This window comes from Micromonospora sp. Utrum1, assembly GCF_057197805.1.
In genome coordinates this window covers 1,350,061-1,368,002 of sequence record NZ_CM170071.1, presented here as the reverse complement: position 1 = coordinate 1,368,002, position 17,942 = coordinate 1,350,061, and the positions used below count along the sequence as shown (strand labels likewise).

The following is a 17,942-nucleotide window of genomic DNA, read 5'->3' as shown; positions in this document are numbered from 1 at the left end:
ACAAGATCGTTTTAGTTCTTCTGTTGTTCGGCTGGTTGTAGTGCGGGTCGGTTGATCCAGACCGCGGTGGGCAGCCTGGGCGGCTGGGGAGGCTGCCGGAATCGGTGTGGGTGGCGGGCGTGGGCGGCGGCGAGGACCTCGGCGCGCATGGCTTGGACTTCGCCGGCGGTGCCGTGATGGACCGAGGCGGGGGTGTGTAGCCCGATACCGCTGTGGCGGTGTTCGTGGTTGTAGTAGCTGAAGAACCGGTCGCAGAATGCGCGGGCGTCGTCGATCGAGCCGAACCGGTCGGGAAAGGCTGGGCAGTACTTCAATGTCTTGAACGCGGCCTCGCTGTAGGGGTTGTCGTTGCTGACCTTCGGTCGGCTGTGGCTGCGGACGACGCCGAGATCAGCCAGCAGCAGCGCGACCGGCTTGGACGTCATCGACGTGCCCCGGTCGGCGTGGATCACCCGTGGCGCCGCCCCGGCCGCCGCGATCGTTGCGGCGATGAACGTCTTGGCCAGCTCGCCGGTCTCGTTTGGTGCGACGAGGAAGCCGGGCACGTAGCGGGAGTAGATGTCGATAATGACGTACAGGTCGTAGTAGACGCCTGGGACTGGCCCGTGCAGCTTGGTGATGTCCCAGCTCCAGACCTGCCCCGGGCCATCGGCGATCAGCTCCGGTCTGGTCCGCGGTGGGTGCGTGGCCTGCCGACGCCGTTCACGCACGCCGCCGGCCTCGCGCAGGATCCGATACATCGTCGACTCGCTGCACAGATAGCTGCCCTCGTCCAGCAGCGTCGCCCACACCTGCGCCACCGACTTGTCCGCGAACGATTCATGGTTCAACGTCGCCAGCACCGTCGCGCGTTCGGCCGTCGACAGCTTGTTCGGCGGCGCCGGCCGAGGCAGCCGCGGCCCGGCTGGTCGTGGTCGCTGCCGCCGGTAGTGGGTGGCACGCGACTTGCCCAACAGCGCGCAGGCCCGCTTGGTCGAGGTCAGCCCGGCCAGATCGACGAACGCGGCGTCGATCACCTGCTCGACCGCGGATCGGCATCCGCGCTCTCGGAGATCAGCCCCAAGAGCGCGTGTGCTTTTCCCACGACATCCAGCGCGGCCCGGGTCTTGGCCAGCTCGGCGCGCAGCCGCTCGTTCTCCGCCCGCAGCCGCTCGGCTTCCCGATCGGCGTCGCTACGTGCCGGCTTACGCGGCTTGTCCGCCACCCCCGCCAACGATCCCGCGTCACGGGCCCGGCGCCACTCGATGATGTGCGAGGAATACAGCCCCTCCCGGCGCAGCAAGGCGCCCTTGGCGCCCGGCTCGCTCGCCGCGTCGTACTCAGCGACCACCGCCAGCTTGTACTCGGCGGTGAACGTGCGGCGCTTCGGCTGGTTCGACCTCGGACCCATCGACCCATCATCGGTCACGCCGACCTCGAGGTCAGCAACTGTCATCGTCAACGAAGATCATCCTGGTTCTCGCCCTCTACTCAGATCACGGAGTAGATCAGGTGTCTCACATCAGCCTGACAGAGAGGGCGGCGGGGGCATGGATGGCAGGAAGCGCCCAACGTTGTCACCGAGCAGCTGAAGGCTCCCCCTATCGGCCCTACGCACACCCCCGGACAAGGGCAGCGCGCTGAGCGGAGCGGCCAGCCTGTCGTACCTCGTGATGGCCAATCAGCCGAGTCTTGGACGGTACGGAAGATGCCCAAAGTCCGAACCAGACAGTCGCGCCCTGGCCACCCGGCCACTGTGACATGTGCTAGCCGTCGCTTAGTCTCGCTGGGTTGGCGCTGCCGCACGGGCGGGAAAGATCGAGCTTCGCCCGAGATCGCCGACGAGGGTCAGAGGCTCGAATATCTGGGGTGTTGGTGATTCAAGGAACCGCACAGGAAACACTTCAGCCGCTGTACCTGCTCTGCGACGCCTCCGTACGGATGCAGGACCACCACCGGATGTTGGCGGACCTACTGTTCGGGCACCTCGCCCACGAGATCACCCAGGACACCCTCCTAGCCTATTCCGTGCGCTGGGGCATCGAGCTCTACGACAACGCCGAGCAGACCATGACCCTGATGCAGCTGCAGCAGATGTACCAGGCCACCCGCGTGCCGCAGCTCACCACCACCATCGAGGAGCCCGAAATCGCCACCGCGCTCCGCGCGCTGCGTCGGCGAATGGGCAGCGACATGGCGCAGCTGGAGGCCGACGTGGCCGAGGTGCACTCCCCGATCGTCGCCGTACTCACCTCCAACACCTCCCTCGACACGCCCGCGGATCGGGCGGCGGCGCTCGATGCGCTGCTCACGAGGAGTCTGCGTAACGACGAGGAGCAGGACTGGTCGCCGAGCGTACTGTTCATCAATCTCCGGCCGACCGACGACGGCTTCCTGAACGAGCTGGCCGGCGGCCACGACAATGTGGCAGTCGAGGCACTGCGGTCCCCCGAGGATGTCGCGGCGGTGGCGCGCACGGTGGCGGCGACGGTCCGGCAGTCGGTGGCGCACGGTGTCTCCCGCCTGCGGTACGCCCAATGGGTCGTCGCGGACCGCGACCTCACCCTGGGTGGGTACTACGGAACGACTGCGGAAAGCGACCTCGTCGAGATCGTCGCGGCGACCGCCATGCAGTCCCTGGAGCCGCTCGTCTACCGCAGGTTCCGTAGTATCGAGAATGCCGACGACCACCCGTTCGCGCCGCTGCTGAACCTGGTGTCCCTGCGAAACAGCCCGGTACTGCCCGGCCGCATCGACCACCTCGCGGACCGAATGCTCTGGCCGCTGCGGCTCGTCGTGGGCGACGACCCGGTGACTCCCGTCGGGTTCGTGGCTCCCGACGTTCGACCGCTGTTCGTCGACGACGAGGACGGCGAGCGGGTGCCCCGGGTGATGAGCGCGCTGCACCTGGACGGGACGGCGCCGCCGGCGCAGCCGGACGATGTACCCGCCGCCGACGGCGTCCTGCGGGCACGGCTCTGCGCCGCCTTGGCGGACGCGGTCGACCTCGCCCACTCGTACGGGGTAGTCCTCGGCGAGGGAGCGCTGGAGTCGGCGCTCTACACCGTGCGTCCCGCACCCGCGGTGTTGCTCGCTGACTGCGACGCGGTCCGCCTGCGCGATCCTGCGGTCCCGCACTGGCAGGTGCCCGACCTGACCTGGCTCGCGCGCTTCGTCGACCGCTGCCTCACCCAACCCGCCACCGGGTCCGGACAGGACTCGCCGGTCCTCGACGCCACGGGGCAGGCCCTGTTGCGACGGGCTCGATCTAACGTCCCCGACCAGCTGCCGCGCGCCGGCGAGTGGCGGGACTTCCTGGCCGTTCGCGCCGTGGAGTTGCAGGGGCCGCCGGTACTCGAGCAGGTCCAAGCCGGCCCGATAGCCGTGCCGGTTGGATCGCCGGTCACCGTGCGGTGGCGTAGTCGATACGCCGACATGGTGATGATCACCGGACCGGACGGGACCAGCTGCTCGGCCGGTCCCGGCGATCTGGACGACGGGTGCGCCCAGCTCATCGCCACCCGCCCCGGCTGCTTCGAGGTTACGGCGACGAATCAGCTGGGTGACGATACGGCCCGGACGGTCTGGGTGCATGCCTTCGAGCTGCCCCGGCTCGCCGAACTGCCGGTGCCGGCTCCGCCGGTGGACCCGGAGGTCTGGCGCGCCGACGAGCTACGGGGCCTGCTCGACCGGGTCCAGAGCCGGTTGCGCGTCGACCCGGCCCGGGCGTTTCCGCCGCTCGTACCGTTCGATCCGGCCGCGCCGGAGGCTGCCGAGCGGCGGGCAGCCTCGGCGTTGTTCCGTCATCGGCGCTCGATCCACGCCGTGATACAGAATGCCACTTTTCCGATCAATTTGACGCGCTGGTTCACCGCGCGCCCTGAGCGGCCGGAACATCGACGGCCGAGATGGTTGAGGAAGCTATGGGGCTGAAGCGAGCACTGGCGGCCGTCGCCGGCGGTCAGCGGAGCCTGTTGCAGACCACACCGGCGGACGAGATGCGGTACGCGGCCATGGGCGGCGTCATCGTGTCGACCGCCACGGTGGCCGCCGCGTCCGCCGCCATGGCCGTGCACATGGCGATGCGCACGCCCGTCGCGGTGGCCGTGTTGGTCGGTGTGGTCTGGGGCTTCATCATCTTCAACCTGGACCGGCTCCTGGTCGTGCAGATGATGCGGCAGAAGAGCAAGTGGAGGACCGCCGCCATGGCAGTGCCCCGATTCATGCTGGCGCTCGTGCTGGGCGCGGTTATCTCCACGCCGATGGTGTTGCAGATATTCGGGCCGGAGATCAAGACGGAGCTCAGCGTCCTCCACGCGAAGCGGATCGCCGAGTACAACCGAAACACCGCGAACAACCCAGACTACGCGTCGATACCGGCCTTGGAGAAGAGCGTCGCGGACGACGAAAAGATCGCCGCCGATGGCCTTGCCATCAACGTCGAGACGGATCCGGCAGTGCTCGAGGTGCGCGAGCAGTACGACGCGGCGCAGGCTCGGTTCGAGCAGGCGCAGAAGGACGTGGTCTGCGAGAAGGAGGGCAGGTGCGGCTCCGGCAGGCCGGGTGCCGGCATTGCCTTCAACGAGAAGGTGCGGATCCAGGACGAGGCGAAACGCGCCCGCGACGAGGCCCTCAGCCGGCTGAACGCGGCCCGGGCGACCGCGCAGGCCGCCCAGCAGAAGGCGCAGACTGAGACCGTGGCTGCGGCTCGCGTCCGGCTGGAGCAGAACCGGACGCGCCTGGCCGACCTGAAAGCCCAACTCGAGACGGACAAGAAGGCCCACGAGGCGGACTCGAAGAAGGACACCGGTCTGTTGGCACGACTGGAGGCCCTCGACGAGCTCTCCGCCGACCGGCCCGCCCTGCGCACCGCGCACCTCACGCTGTTCCTGCTGTTCCTGGCGCTGGAGCTGCTGCCCGTGCTGATGAAGGTGCTGCAGCTCGTCGGGCCGGAGACGGACTACGACAAGGTGGCTAGGGAGCACAGCGACCACTTGCTGCAACTGGACCGGGAGCGGCGGGCCATGGAGTTGAAGGCCGAGCAGGACCGGCTGCAGCGAACGGCGGACGCGGCGATCGCCAGCAACCAAATCGTCGTCGACGCGCAGAGCGCGGTGATGACGAAGGTTCTCGCGGCGTGGCAGCAGTTCGCGATCGAGCAGGCTGACGACGACCTGCGGAGGTGGCTGCAGCAGGCCCCGTCGTCCGGCGCGCCCTCCCTTCCACAGCATGCGCATGTCCAGTCACCGTCCGAGTTGGAGGAAGCGACGTCGGACCTGTCACACTCGTTGCCGGGACCGCCGGACGCTGGCGTCAGTCAAGCTGCCATCTACCGCTCTCCCCGTGGGACATCGGCCTGGCCCCCGCACGATGCCGCGCAGGCCGCGCCATTGGACGGCAACGGTGGCCGAACGAACGGCAGTTGGACCGGTCAGCACCCGGGCGGGGCAATCCCGGGTGGGCGTCAGGACCAGCAGCCGGCGGAGCCGGAGGAGACGTGGACGGTTTCCGGGAACGGCCGGACGCCCGCCGCGGATACCCCCCTCTCCGCCCGGCGGCTCAGGGAGCGCGCCCGGGACAGGCTTTCCCGCGCCCGTAGCGCGCTACGGGCGCGGACGCCCTCCGAGTGAGTGGCGGACCCAGCCCTGCCCCTCGACCCACTGCCACTTGCCGACGCGGTGTCCGTTGGCCAGGTACTGGTTGTTCGGCTGGGCCCCGGTCGGTCCAGCCGTCTGCGGCCGGGGCCGCGGCGGCACAGGTCCGCTGTGCCGCCCGGCCCGGCGCTGCTGGAGTAGGTCATACCACTGCCGCATCGTCGGCCGCTGCTTCTCCTTCTCGGCCAGGCTAGCGTCCAATAGGTCTGCGGCCTCATCGCCTGCCTGCGCCTTTAAGATCCGGCGCGCCTTGTGCGGGTCACGATTGACAGCGCCACCGCGTCCGTTGTCCAGGATCCGGACGACCATCAGGGCGAACTTGTAGACGTCCGTCTGCGTGCTCTGGATCGACCATCGGTTGCGTAGCCGGTCCCGGTCGTCGTCCGGCATCGGCGGATTGCTCTTGGATCCCCGCATCAACGCGGCGCTCGCCGCGAGTGCCTCCGGCGGCTGCCAGTTCGGCGTGTGGGGCTGCATCCCGAACACGGCCCGGTTGCCCCTGATCCGGGCGCTGTCGACGTCCACCACCATGATGGTCGGGCGGGCCGGGTCGGGGTCGTAGATGATGTTACGGCCGGAGATGTCGCCGATCACGACGTTCTCCTTGTGCATCATCCCGTACGCCGCGGCGATTGCCCTGATCAGCCGGATTCGGGTGGTCAGGTCAACCTTGGTGAGCCCCTTCCGCAGCGCCGTCTCGTCGTCTCCGAAGAGCGTCTCGATCTCGCGTGGCTTCCGGTTCACCCCGCCGGCGCGCTTCGTGAAGTCGTGGAAGTACTGGTCGGGGATGAGCCGCATGATGACGCCGTCGGCTGCGTCGTTCTCGTCCAACACCACCGAAACCGGCCAGATGATGCGGGCGTCCCAGGCATCCCGCTGAGTGCTGGGTAGCCGGTCCCGGAACCGGACGAAGTTCGACAGGCCGGTTGTCAGCGACGGGCCCGCGGCGCGCTTGGTGGCCTCGTTGTACTTCTTGTACACGAAGCGCACGCCGGCGAATCCGGGCAGTCGCAGGTCTGGTACCAGGTAGATGGTGGCGGTGCCGCCACGCGCCAGCTGCTGGATCTGGCCCAGTTGCCCGACGGTCATCTCCAGGGGGGCGGTCATCGGGTCCTCCGGGCGGGTCCGGGCCAGATCGCGACGGCGGTTCGATCGTCGGTGAAGGTCTTGCGGTAGAAGGCCAGGTGCTGCGCGAACGCCAGCAGGTCGGGGGGCGTACGCCAGTTCACGCCGAGGAACCTGCTCACCGAACCGGTGGCCCCGCCGAGCGGGTCACCCAGACCGTCGGTCATCATGATCAGTGCTTGTCCGGGCCTGAGGCGGAGCGGTTTGGGTACGACCTGCGCATCGTCGGGCAGGGACTTCACGGTGCTGGAGAAGATGTCCTCGCCCTCGTTCTTGATCTGGGTGAGCGGCGTCCAGAGATCCCGTTCCAGCAGGAAGGCAGTGGAGTCGCCAGCGACGTTCGCCAGCAGGGCCCGGTACGTGCCGTCCGGCGAAGGCTCGGTCGCCACCGCGAAAGCCAAGGCCGTAGCGGACATGATCGACCGGGCGTGCGCGTGTGGCACTGGCGTTTCCGCTGTCTCCGGGTCGTCCGGATCGCCGCGACGCCTGGCGACCTTGGCCAGGTAGGGACGGGCAAGGTCGGCGACCGCGCCGTTCGCCGCTCCGACCGCCCGATCCCACGGTGGGGCCTTGGCCTCCTGAGCCCAGTCGCGCGAGTCCCGTGGCGGGTCCTGGATCAAATGGTCCACGAGGATGTCGGTGATACGGTCGCAGACCGCCGCCGCAGCCTCGTGCGACCGTTTGGCGGAGGAGACGCCATCGGCGATGCACCCGACCAGCCAGTGCAGGTCCCGGGTGAACCGGACGACGTATGCGTCTTGTCGCGGCTCGCCCCGCTCTTGATGGCTCAGCCCGCGAACGGACGCCGCCCGGTACGTAATGGAGCCGATGTCGGCTCCGTCGATCACGGTGTCGGGCGGTGGGGAGCGGAAGCTGTGCGGTACGCGAGCCCGTACAGCCGGCTGGCGTCCCTCGTCCCCGACGATCCACCGGTCGTTCGGGTGCCTTGACCAGGGCCGCTGCCGGCCGGTCTCCGCAGGCGGCTGCTCCGGGGAGGCGTCCCGAACCGCCTGGCCGCCTCGGGGCGCGCCTAGGTCATGGTCCGCCTGATTCGCTGTGGGTGGCTGCGGCAGTGCCTGCTCGGCCCGGGCCTGCGGAGAACGCGGATGCCCCGGCCCGAACGGCTCCACCACCGTCGGGTCGTCTAGGCGCTCGGACGCTCCGACGCCCCTGTCCCGGACGCTCGCGGCAGACCCGAGGGCCTGCGCGATCGGAGGCTGGCCTTCGGCGGGCCCCGACAAGGCGGCCCGGTACTCGCGGCTCACCACGGGCGCGGCCGGGCCGTCGCGGTCAGCGGCGGCCAGGGGGCCCAACGACTCGCGATCGGCAGGCAGCTCCGGGCACACGCTGCGGTCCCCTGCTCCCGGTTGACTCCCCCTTTGGGGGACGGATGCCTGGCCGCGGGGACTCGATGCCGGCGGTGAGCCCCAAGGCGACTCGGCCGGCACCAGATGTCGGGAGCCAGCGTCGTCGCGGTCGTCGGCGCCGTTCTGTCCACGGGCGGGGAGAGTGGGCACGGGCGCCCGGCCTCCGATCTTCTCCTCCTCCTCGACCGCCTTCTGCTCCTGGTCGCGATTGGGGCCCCACATACCAGCCCTCCGCTCCGATACTGTCTAGATCCAGTCGCCGAGGTCGTCGTCGTCCGGCGGTACGAATCCGCCGGCGGCACCCGCGTCGTTGACCGAGTTGGCCGACGCCACGATGCTGCTGATCAGCACCTCGGTGATTTGTTTGATGGCCGTAGCGGCATCGCCGGCGCCCTTGTAGATGTAGCTGCGCATCGGTTTGCCGCTGTCTTCCGGCTTCGGGAAGACCCACGGATCGAGCACCGCTTTCTCCATGGACGGGGTCACGCCGAACGGAATGATGTTGGGCCGTCCGCGGAAGCCCGGATCGGTGAGGTCCGCGTAAGCGGCTTGGACGCTGTTCCTGTCGTCGATGGGCTCGCCGTCGGTGATGAAGAAGACCGCAGGCCGGTAGACCTTGTACCCATCCTTCTTCATCTGCGCCAGGTCGCGCTCGATGTCCTTCCTGAGCTGCCGGAACGCGGCGGCGTAGGAGGTTCCGCCACGCGGGACGAACTGCGGAATGTTCTTCACGTCACGGAGGTCGCCAAGCGGAAGGACGGTGCGGGCGTCGTCCGCGAAGTCGAGCGCACCGAACCGCACAACGTCTCCCAGGGTGGGGCTTTCCTCGATGGCGTCGACGACCTCGGGCAGGATCAGGTTGGCCGCGTCGAGCGGGGCCCCCTGCATCGAAAACGAGACGTCGACCAGCAAATAGAAGGCCAGGGCAAGGACCTTGTCGTCGGTGCTGCCGCGGGAATCAGCCATGTGTTCTCCTGCTCGGCTCATGGAAGGCAAGGGCGCCCGGAAAGGGCTTCCGGGAGAGGGATCGCTGGGGAGTATGCGGCTCCGGGCCGCTTCAGGAGTCGGGGGCATATCGACACGATCCGAATGTCGCACAGCGTATCGGCTACCAGCCGCCCCTACCAGCTCAGGCGATCCGAAATGGACGATCTCTACCGGGTGCCACCGATTCCGGCAATCGGCGCGTGACTGCGGCCGGTGGGCAGTCGGCGGCATGGCGCTGTAGCCGATCGGCCACCGACCTCGGTAGGGGCACCTCCCGGGACTTGCCGCCCTTCGGTGGCGCGAAGATCAGTTGACCGCGAACGAGCTTGACTCGCCGAGACCGCGCTCATCCGCCTCATAAGAGGCAGGGCCAGCAATGATCAACGTTGACCATCCATGCCAGGCGTGGCAGCAGCTCAGAGCCACAGTCGCCCGGTTTGACCGACTACGCCCCGGACTAGATCGATACCGCTAAAAGTAAGAGTCCGGCTCCTCGACCTCCCGCGCCACCCGGACGTGCGGAAACGCCTTCCGTCGGTTTCCGGCATCTTCCGCCGTTACTCGCGCTCGGTTGTGCCGGATCTGTGCCATGTGATCATGACGGACACGGCGATCGGATCACCCGTAGTGGCCGGGAGGCTCGTCGTTCTCTTACTGCCTTCGCGCGCTGTGTCGGCCGAACATCACCGAGTGGGTCTGCTTGCGCTCGGTGTCTGAATCGTGCATTCTTGACCGAGACGTGGTCACGGACTGCGCTCGTCACGTGAAGAAGCTCCCGCCCCCGGCGGCACCGGCTTCATGGAGAACTACCTTGCATACCAGCCTGGGCTGGTTGGGGAGAAGTTCGAGGACGATCGCTGTTCATCCACGCCGTCGCGGACACGCCGGCTCGAGCGCCGGACCCCCGCAACGGGGTGCAGAGCCAGATGCCCTTCGCCCCGGGACCTCCGTAAGGAGTTCCGATCGGCAGCGAAGGGCTTCGTCGTTCATGGCGAATACCCGGGAGCGCCGATGGCACCGGCCGCATACTGCGGCTTGCCAGCCCCGGGGCAGGGAGGCCCCATGCCGTGACCGATATGACCCTCCGTTCCGACGAGAACGTCGAGCTTACGGTTTCTGTCGCCCCACTGGCCCGCAGCGGCCAGGAGGACCCCGCCGAGCAGTACCCCACCGCAGCGCAGGACGCCGATGAGATGGCGGGCACCGAGCTCGCCAACGAGCCCGACGCAGGCGCCGATGGGGACCAGGACGATGAGGACGAGTTCGACAGCACCTTTCCCGTGTCCGAGCTCGCGGCGGTACCGCGCGCCTCGGCTGTCAGCAAGCTCGCCCAAGCGCTGGTGAACCAGGCGGGGATGCAGGAGGGCGCGGCAAGGGCGGTGGCCCGTGCGTGCGTCAGGCCCGATGAGGTTCGCCGCCGGCTGGCATTCCCGGTGGCGGAGCGGGTGCCGGGCGGCACGATCTATAGCATCACGGTGCCGGTCTTTTCGTCTGCGCTCACGACTTACCCAGTGAACCTGCGCGAGGCCGTAGACAGGCAGTACGCGTTCGCCGGGGTCGGCCACAGTGAGTGGGCCGGCTACCCGTCCCTGTCGCAGATTTCGAGCGAGCCGGGCGAGACGGCTGAGGTCACAGTCCGCGCCCAGTCCCGGGAGCACGTGATCGCCAGCCTGAAGCGGTCACAGGCGTTCCTGCGCAAGAACAACACGTACGACGATTCCATCGGCAAGAACGGCGTCTTGAGGGAGGTCTACGCGGTAGCGGTCCGCATCGACCACGGCGACGGCTTTCCGGCCGCCTTCACGCTGGGCACTGCAGACGGGAGTTCGCGCACCGGGTCCTGCCACCGGCTCACCGGCGCCACTCCGGAGCAGATTGTCTACGGCTGGACGGCCGACGACCGCGCCTGGCGCAACGATCTGGGCCGGGACCTCGCCCTGGCAAAGCAACCGTTCGAGTCGCTCACCCCCGTGGAGCAGCGGAAGGTGCGCGCCTTGGTCATACCGGCCAAGCTCGCCGTTCGGTACGAGCCCGACGCCGGTTCCGAACTCACGTTCGCGCAGGCTATCCGCTTCGTGGTTGGGCTCACGCACGTCGATCCGCCCACTAAGTGGGACAGGGCTTCCGAGCTTGATGCCCTCGCGGAGTCGGCCCTCGATGAACTCTTTCGGCAGCACCGCATTACCGAGGACGAGGCCCGCTACCTGGGTGGTGACCTCGACCCGGAGGAGGCCGCAGCGAGGGGTTTCAGCGCCCTGCCCGACGTGCGGGCGGCTTTCATCTACAAGACGTTGTTGAGCCCGCGAAACCTGGCCGTCACCAAGCGCGGCATCCGCCGGGTCACTGCAAAGGCGTCGGTTCGTTACACCGTGGCTGTCGATGTCGCCGTGGAGCTCGCGCTGCGGGCTTGGCGGCCCACGTTGACCACTGCGCAGGCGTCGGTCGCAGACGCCGTCCGCTCGGCGTCGCAACGGGCGATGCGGCTATCGGAGGTTCACGATCACGCATGGGTGATTAGCGACCGGGCCCCCGAGCGGTTGCGTGCAGCGGCCCTTGCCGAGCTGCAGGAGGGCCTGGCCTGCGGGCCGGCTGCGGTCGAACTGACCGTCCTGGCCAGTTGGCACTTGCTGATTAACCAAATCATGAGGCGGGAGCTCAGCCGCAGCTACGACAAGCGGTCCCTCGACAAGGTGCTGCGGTCGCTGATGACGACCGAACACGGGGTACATCAGCTGGCGCAGGCACTGACCGACGGCCGCGCCGGCCAGCCCGTCCGCCCGGTCGACGACGAGGGATCCCCGGTTACCGACCATGACCAGGTGCACGACGACTGGATTCGCAGGACCTGGCCCGAGCCCGACAAGTCAGTCGACCTCGACCTGGACGAAGACCGCCTTGACACTCCCGAAACACTGCTGCGGCAAGCGCAGGACCGGGTCGAGGAACTGGTTACACGCCTAGTCACGTCCGTGGAAGCCGTAACCCTGATCCGCGGAGTCCGACGTCCGCTCATCCTGGAGCAGGGCTGGGCCTCCGGCGAGGTGGAGCGGATCACCGAGAAGATCGACAAGATCGCCCGGGAGCTCCGCAAATGGGCCGCGATCCACGACGCCAGCATGGTCGTAACCGAGGACCAGGACGAAGTCGACCTGTCCTGAACACGGGCGGGGCCATCGAGGTTTGGTGGCCCCGCCCTCTTAATGTTCGGATGGAGGCTGTCCGGATCGCCCGGCTCAGGAAGGCTGACGTCGTCGGCGCCAGACGCTAGCACTTCGCCCGTTACCTTTTTGATCGTGCCCAGCCGGGACCCTCGGCCGCCCGGCCCGGTATGACTTTCTGCCCCTGTCGTTCGGATGATCCGGGGGGTGATGTCGCCGGGTCGGGTGGCGTCGGCGGACCGCTGATAGGGACACGGCCACCCGTGTCGGGTAGGCCTCTTCGTAACGTGGCTGCCAACAGTCCGGCGCCCTGACTGCGGCCGAGGCCACGGACCATGCGTGGAGGCGGGTCTGGTGCACGACGGATACGGCGTCTTCGTGGGCTTGGACGTCCGCAAGGGTGATCATCACGCGGTCGGGTTGGCCCCGGACGGCAGGAGGCTGCACGACGCGCCGCTGCCCAACACCGAAGCCCGGCTGCGGCAACTGCTCGACAAACTCGCCCGCCACGGCCGGGTCCTGGTGGTGGTCGACCAGCCCGCCTCGATCGGCGCCCTGCCGGTCGCGGTCGCTTGGGCGGCCGGGCATCAGGTGGCCTACCTGCCCGGCCTGGCGATGCGACGGATCGCCAACCTGCACCGAGGTTCAGCGAAGAGCGACGCCCGCGACGCCTATGTCATCGCCGACGCGGCTCGCACCCTGCCGCACACGTTGCGGCGGGTCAACACCGCCGATGAGACCCCAGCCGAGCTGGACCTCGTCGGCTTCGACGACGACCCCGCCGGCGAAGCCACCCGGGTGTCGAACCGGATCCGTGGCCTGCTGACGCATATCCACGCCGCTCTGGAACGGGTCCTCGGCCGGAAAGTCGGACACAAAGCTGTGCTGGAGCTGCTGTCCCGCTGCGGCGGACCAGCCCGACTACGCAAGGCCGGCCGCCGCAACTACTCTCGATCGCCACCGTCCACGCGCCCCGCACGGGCGACTGCCTCGTCGAGCAGGTCATGACCGCGCTGGACGAGCAGACCGTCACCGTCCCCGGCACCACCGCGGCGGAAACGATCCTGCCCCGCCTCGCCGACAGCCTCCGCGAGACGCTCTGGCAACGCGACCAGGTCGCCGCCCAGGTCGAGAGCATGCTTGATGCGCACCCTCTTGCCCCGGTCCTGACCTCGATGGCCGGCATCGGCGTCAGGACCGCAGCCCGGATCCTGCTCGAAGTCGGCGACGGCACCGCCTTCGCCACCCCCGGGACACCTCGCCGCCTACGCCGGCCTCGCCCCGGTAACCCGACGATCGGGCAGCAGCATCCGCGGCGAACACCCACCCCGAGGCGGCAACAAGAACCTCAAACGCGCGTTCTTCCTCGCCGCGTTCGCCGCCCTCGCCGACTCCACCAGCAGGGCTTACTACGATCGTGAACGCGCCGAAGGCAAACGCCACAACGCCGCCCTCATCTGCCTCGCCCGCCGCCGCTGCGACGTCCTGTTCGCCATGCTCCGCGACAAGATCCCCTACCAAACCCGACCAACACCGCCGATCGCCGCTTGACCAAACCCATAGGGACACCCTCAGAGGAGACCGACACAGGCCGCGCGAGATGCTAGACGGGAGACCGACCAAGGTGCGCCAGTTGGCTGGGGCCACCACCCCCTTCCCCGCCGGACCCCAGGCTGCGATCGCTCGAGACAACGATGGAGAGGTGGGTGGGGTGCACGCGGTCGATATTGAATCAGCGGACGGCACGAGGTTGGAAGCCGCGCTTCATCCCGCCCGCCACCCGAGACGCCCCGGCATCGTCGTGGCCGTTCACGGCCTCGGGATGGATATGGACGAAGGCGGCATGTACCTGCGCTTGGCGGAGCGGCTAGCGCAGTTCGGTATGACGACGCTGCGTTTCTCCTTCCGGGGTCACGGGGGTAGTGACGGCACTCAGCGGAGCGTCACGATCGCTGGCCAGGTGCTCGACCTGACCGCCGCAATCGGCGTCGCCGAGATCGACCACCCGGGCGCGTTGTACTTAGTAGCCGCCGGGTTCGGCGCGGTACCTGCCTTGCTATCGTTGCCGGATCTCGAAGATCGAATGCGTGGCCTGGTCTTATGGCAACCGGTGCTCGACCTTCACGAGACGTTCCTGGAACCCCGACTCCCTTGGGGGAAGGCGAACTTCGGATTGACGGCGCGTGGGGCGTTGGAGCGGGATGGCTTCGTTCTGATAGACGGCGAGTTCCAACTCGATCGAGCCGTGTTTGACGAGATGAGCCACCACGAGCCGGCGAAGTCATTCGCCACGAGTCGCTTACCGGCATTGATCATCCATGGCGATAGGGACACACACGTCTCCCACGGAACCTCCGCCGCGGCCGCAACCGCCCGCCCAGGCTGCCAGTTGCACTCAGTGCGAGGAGCCGACCACGGCTTCGACGCCAGGCCCCACGAGGACGAGGCGCTGGACGCGACGGTCGAGTGGCTCGTCCGCCGCCACGGCCCGACACCCTGACCCGCGCCGGCCAAGCCGTACTCGCTTCTTGCGCGGTTTGTGGCACGGAGAACAGTCACCGCTAGCGCTTTCAAGATCACGGACTCCGCGGTATGGTTTCGGCGTGGACAACCAGGACGGGCTGTTGACTGAGGTAGGGACGAGCGTCGAGCTGTTCTCTGGCGGGGGTGGCCTCGCGATGGCGATGCACCAAGCCGGCTTCCGCCACCTGGTCATGAACGAGTTTGTCCGGCACGCCTGTGACACGCTGCTCCTAAACAAGGCCGAGGAGCGCAAGAACGAGGACCATATCCCGATCGGGATCGATGACAAGTGGCCCCTGGTGAAGGGCGACGTGAGGAACGTCTCCTTTGCCTACCTCCGTGAGCAAAGGGTGGATGTGGTGGCGGGAGGGCCGCCGTGCCAGCCCTTCAGCTTGGGAGGGGCGCACAAGGGCTACGAAGATCGACGGAACATGTTTCCCGAGCTGTTCCGGGTAGTGCGGGAGACCGAACCTAAGGCGGTCATTTGCGAGAACGTTCGCGGCTTGCTTAGGCCGTCTTTCAAGCCGTACTTCGATTACATCCTCCGGGAGCTGGAACTGCCCTTCGAACGACGAGCGAAGGACGCAACCTGGGAAGAGCACAACACGCTATTGCTCGAGCGCGGCGCCAAAATCCCACGTTCGTCAAAACGCAGGTACGTGGTGATCCCGATGGAGGTCAACGCGGCGGACTACGGCGTGCCCCAGGTCCGCAACCGCGTCATCATCGTTGCCTTCCGTGCGGATCTTGGCATCACCAAACAGGACTGGGACAAGCACCTGAAACCCCAGCGCAGCCACTCGCAGACCGCCCTGATCAAGAGTCAGCTCGATGGCCCCTACTGGGATCGCCACTCCGACGTGCCATCAGCGGTGCGCGACGCCGTCGTCGAGGTGCTACCCCAACTGCCCTCTCAATTGCCATTGGAGGGTGAAGAGATCAAGCCCTGGAGGACGCTCCGGGACGCGCTGTATGGCAATCCGGACCGCACCTACGAGCCGCCACTTCCCAAGGATGTGGTAGACGGGGAGGACTACCCGGGGTGGTTCCACCACAAGGGTTGGCCGGGAGCCCGCATCTACCCCGGACACACCCCTAACCTGCTGGACAGGCCGGCGAAGACCGTCAAGGCCGGCGTGCACGGTGTCCCCGGGGGCGAGTCCGTGATGATGCTCGACAACGGCAAACACCGCTACATGACCGTCCGCGAGACCGCCCGTGTCATGACCTTCCCCGATGACTGGCAGCTATCGGGACCACGAGGCGAACAGATGCGGCAACTGGGCAACGCCGTGCCGGTTGCGCTCGGTAAGGTCTTCGCCGAGGCAGTCGTGAAGGCTCTCGGCCGGTCCAACGGCGGAAGATCAGGACGCTGAGTCGAGGAGAAGCAGTGTCTTCCCCCTGGAACGGGTCAATGCCGCCGGCGACGGCCTGGCGTTGCGAAACGGGCATGACACCCGCGGCAAGGATGCGCGAACAGGACACTGCGGCGGGCGGCCGAAGTGTCCGCGAGTTGTCCCTTCCCGATGGGAGGATCGCCCGCGCGTCGATAGCGTTGCGGCTTTACCGTCGGACACGCCGGATCAGGGCCTATCTTCGCTGGTCTGATGGAGGAGTTACCAAAGAGAGGTATGTCGGCGAGGTAGGCCACGCCACGCGAGCTGACAACCTCCGCGCGGCCTGGACCATGGTCCGGACGATCGGTGACACCGCTGGATCGTCGGACGGGCGGCAGAGCAGCGGCCGGGCCGGTTCGGCATCATGGGCGTCGAGTCCGGCGACGCGCAATGTCATGCGGGCGAACCGAAGCCGTGACACCAAACCGGAGACTCTACTGAGATCACGGCTGCATGCGATGGGACTGCGGTACCGGGTCTCCCGACGCCCGTTGCCTGAGCTACGACGCACAGCAGATCTCGTCTTCGGACGAGCCCGGGTGGCGGTCTTCGTTGACGGCTGTTACTGGCATGGCTGCCCCGAGCACCATAGACCCGCCACCAAAAACAGCGAGTTCTGGAAGACCAAAATCGAAGGTAACCGCGCCCGCGACGTCGAGACAACAGCGCTGTTGACCAAGGCAGGATGGACAGTCGTTCGCGTCTGGGAACACGAACCGATCGAGGCCGCTGCTCAGCGGGTCTTGGCTGCCGTGCGGACAGGCACAGTCAACTGTTAGTTAGCTGGTCTCGTCTCCGTCCTCGTCGTCCGACTCCTCAGCGATCTCCGTTGCCGGAGCGAACAAGCCGGGTCCAGGGGTCTCGACAACACCCGCGCCAGCGCGGCTCCACCAACACCGAGCGCTCTTGTAGGCGGTGTCCTCGAAGTACAAGATCAGATAACCGGGAAGGGCGCTCGCCTGCCATCCCTCCGGCAGCGCCCCCACGATCAGCTGAAGCGCCGCCCGCGCGGTCATGGGATGGGATGGGACCTCCAAGGTCGTCTTGTAGTCCCGGCGTGCGCGGGTGCTGTCCTTCGGATTCTCGAAGCGGAGGTTGTATGGCAGCCCTTTCTTGAGCTCGGCCAGCACCTCATGCACAGGCCTCAGACCGGGCGTAAGCCAGTCGACCACTAGATCGAGATTGACCGGGTAGACCGCGTCGAAGTGGTTTGCCTCGACTTCGCTGCCATCGCGCCTTCGCCCTGGGTCGTTGTTGCCGAAACCGTTGTTGTTCCAGGGAAGCTTCTGCGCCTGCTCTCCGTCGGCACGCTCGTACTTGCCCTCGTACTTGCCGAGCAGCATCTTTTCCGGGGCTGACGCCTCCAGGTCTTCGTCCAGGTAGAGGCACACGAAGGAGACCGTGCCAGCGATGGGCCGGCCCGACAGCTTCTTGTAATGCTTGCGGAGCCTCGTGGGCAGCGACTTGCTCGCCTTCCCGACGTACACCCGCTGACCGTCCACGTACAGCTGGTATACACCCGGGCCCTTGGGGAGCGCGTCCAGCGCCTCAGCCGTCAAGGAAGCCGGGGTCAGCTTCTGCAGGGCAGCCGACAGCTGGTCGGCCAGGGCCTTCGTGATCGACAGCTTGAAATCAGCGTAATGATTCGCGTTAAACACGTCAGGGAGCGTAGCCGCGGGCGGAGGCGGAAGCCGATCCGCGTGGCCGGGGTAAGACTTGATGATCCATCTCCAATGAGTAGGTGTTGTCGTC

General features: G+C 67.5%; 11 protein-coding genes and 1 pseudogene. 7 read left to right on the top strand and 5 right to left on the bottom strand.

Annotated features, from left to right (window positions below; genetic code table 11):
* Positions 1–11 precede the first annotated feature (11 nt).
* Positions 12–1,435 (bottom strand): IS3 family transposase gene (locus tag AC0OLQ_RS06800; protein WP_484532290.1). Its coding sequence is split into 2 segments (ribosomal slippage): positions 12–1,084 and positions 1,084–1,435, totalling 1,425 coding nucleotides; the frame shifts between segments, so codons are not numbered across the junction.
* A gap of 413 nt (positions 1,436–1,848) precedes the next feature.
* Here AC0OLQ_RS06800 and AC0OLQ_RS06795 point away from each other — a divergent pair.
* The gene (locus AC0OLQ_RS06795; protein WP_484530641.1) at positions 1,849–3,912 is read left to right on the top strand and encodes a hypothetical protein; all 2,064 of its coding nucleotides are present in this window, start codon (positions 1,849–1,851) and stop codon (positions 3,910–3,912) included.
* Positions 3,903–5,609: a DUF4407 domain-containing protein gene (locus AC0OLQ_RS06790; RefSeq protein ID WP_484530640.1), complete on the top strand. Its 1,707-nt coding sequence runs from the start codon at positions 3,903–3,905 to the stop codon at positions 5,607–5,609. The genes AC0OLQ_RS06795 and AC0OLQ_RS06790 overlap by 10 nt, the downstream gene beginning before the upstream one ends.
* On the opposite strand, the gene AC0OLQ_RS06785 is transcribed toward AC0OLQ_RS06790, so the two are convergent.
* The 3 genes from AC0OLQ_RS06785 to AC0OLQ_RS06775 all read right to left on the bottom strand — a co-directional run bounded on the left by AC0OLQ_RS06785 (position 5,583) and on the right by AC0OLQ_RS06775 (position 9,091).
* Positions 5,583–6,740, bottom strand: coding sequence for a hypothetical protein (locus tag AC0OLQ_RS06785; RefSeq protein WP_484530639.1), 1,158 nt, complete (start codon positions 6,738–6,740; stop codon positions 5,583–5,585). The two genes, AC0OLQ_RS06790 and AC0OLQ_RS06785, sit on opposite strands and share 27 nt — an antisense overlap.
* Positions 6,737–7,606 (bottom strand): protein phosphatase 2C domain-containing protein, encoded by an 870-nt coding sequence (locus tag AC0OLQ_RS06780; RefSeq protein ID WP_484530638.1) that lies wholly within the window; start codon positions 7,604–7,606, stop codon positions 6,737–6,739. The genes AC0OLQ_RS06785 and AC0OLQ_RS06780 overlap by 4 nt, the downstream gene beginning before the upstream one ends.
* Positions 7,607–8,371: 765 nt before the next feature.
* Positions 8,372–9,091, bottom strand: a complete 720-nt coding sequence (locus AC0OLQ_RS06775) for a vWA domain-containing protein (RefSeq protein WP_484530637.1) — start codon at positions 9,089–9,091, stop codon at positions 8,372–8,374.
* A gap of 1,088 nt (positions 9,092–10,179) precedes the next feature.
* On the opposite strand from AC0OLQ_RS06775, the gene AC0OLQ_RS06770 reads away from it, so the two are divergent.
* The 5 genes and pseudogenes from AC0OLQ_RS06770 to AC0OLQ_RS06750 all read left to right on the top strand — a co-directional run bounded on the left by AC0OLQ_RS06770 (position 10,180) and on the right by AC0OLQ_RS06750 (position 16,969).
* Positions 10,180–12,270: a hypothetical protein gene (locus tag AC0OLQ_RS06770; RefSeq protein WP_484530636.1), complete on the top strand. Its 2,091-nt coding sequence runs from the start codon at positions 10,180–10,182 to the stop codon at positions 12,268–12,270.
* A 354-nt stretch (positions 12,271–12,624) separates the two neighbouring features.
* A pseudogene (locus AC0OLQ_RS06765) lies at positions 12,625–13,821 on the top strand (IS110 family RNA-guided transposase).
* A 160-nt stretch (positions 13,822–13,981) separates the two neighbouring features.
* A complete protein-coding gene (locus AC0OLQ_RS06760) occupies positions 13,982–14,770 on the top strand; it encodes an alpha/beta hydrolase (RefSeq protein ID WP_484530635.1) in 789 nt (262 codons plus the stop codon).
* A gap of 103 nt (positions 14,771–14,873) precedes the next feature.
* Positions 14,874–16,169, top strand: a complete 1,296-nt coding sequence (locus tag AC0OLQ_RS06755) for a DNA cytosine methyltransferase (protein WP_484530634.1) — start codon at positions 14,874–14,876, stop codon at positions 16,167–16,169.
* Positions 16,170–16,207: 38 nt separating this feature from the next.
* The gene (locus tag AC0OLQ_RS06750) at positions 16,208–16,969 is read left to right on the top strand and encodes a very short patch repair endonuclease (RefSeq protein ID WP_484532289.1); all 762 of its coding nucleotides are present in this window, start codon (positions 16,208–16,210) and stop codon (positions 16,967–16,969) included.
* Here AC0OLQ_RS06750 and AC0OLQ_RS06745 read toward each other — a convergent pair whose 3' ends face one another.
* On the bottom strand, positions 16,970–17,848 hold the full coding sequence (locus AC0OLQ_RS06745) for a GIY-YIG nuclease family protein (protein WP_484530633.1): 879 nt from the start codon (positions 17,846–17,848) through the stop codon (positions 16,970–16,972).
* Between the last annotated feature and the right edge of the window lie 94 nt (positions 17,849–17,942).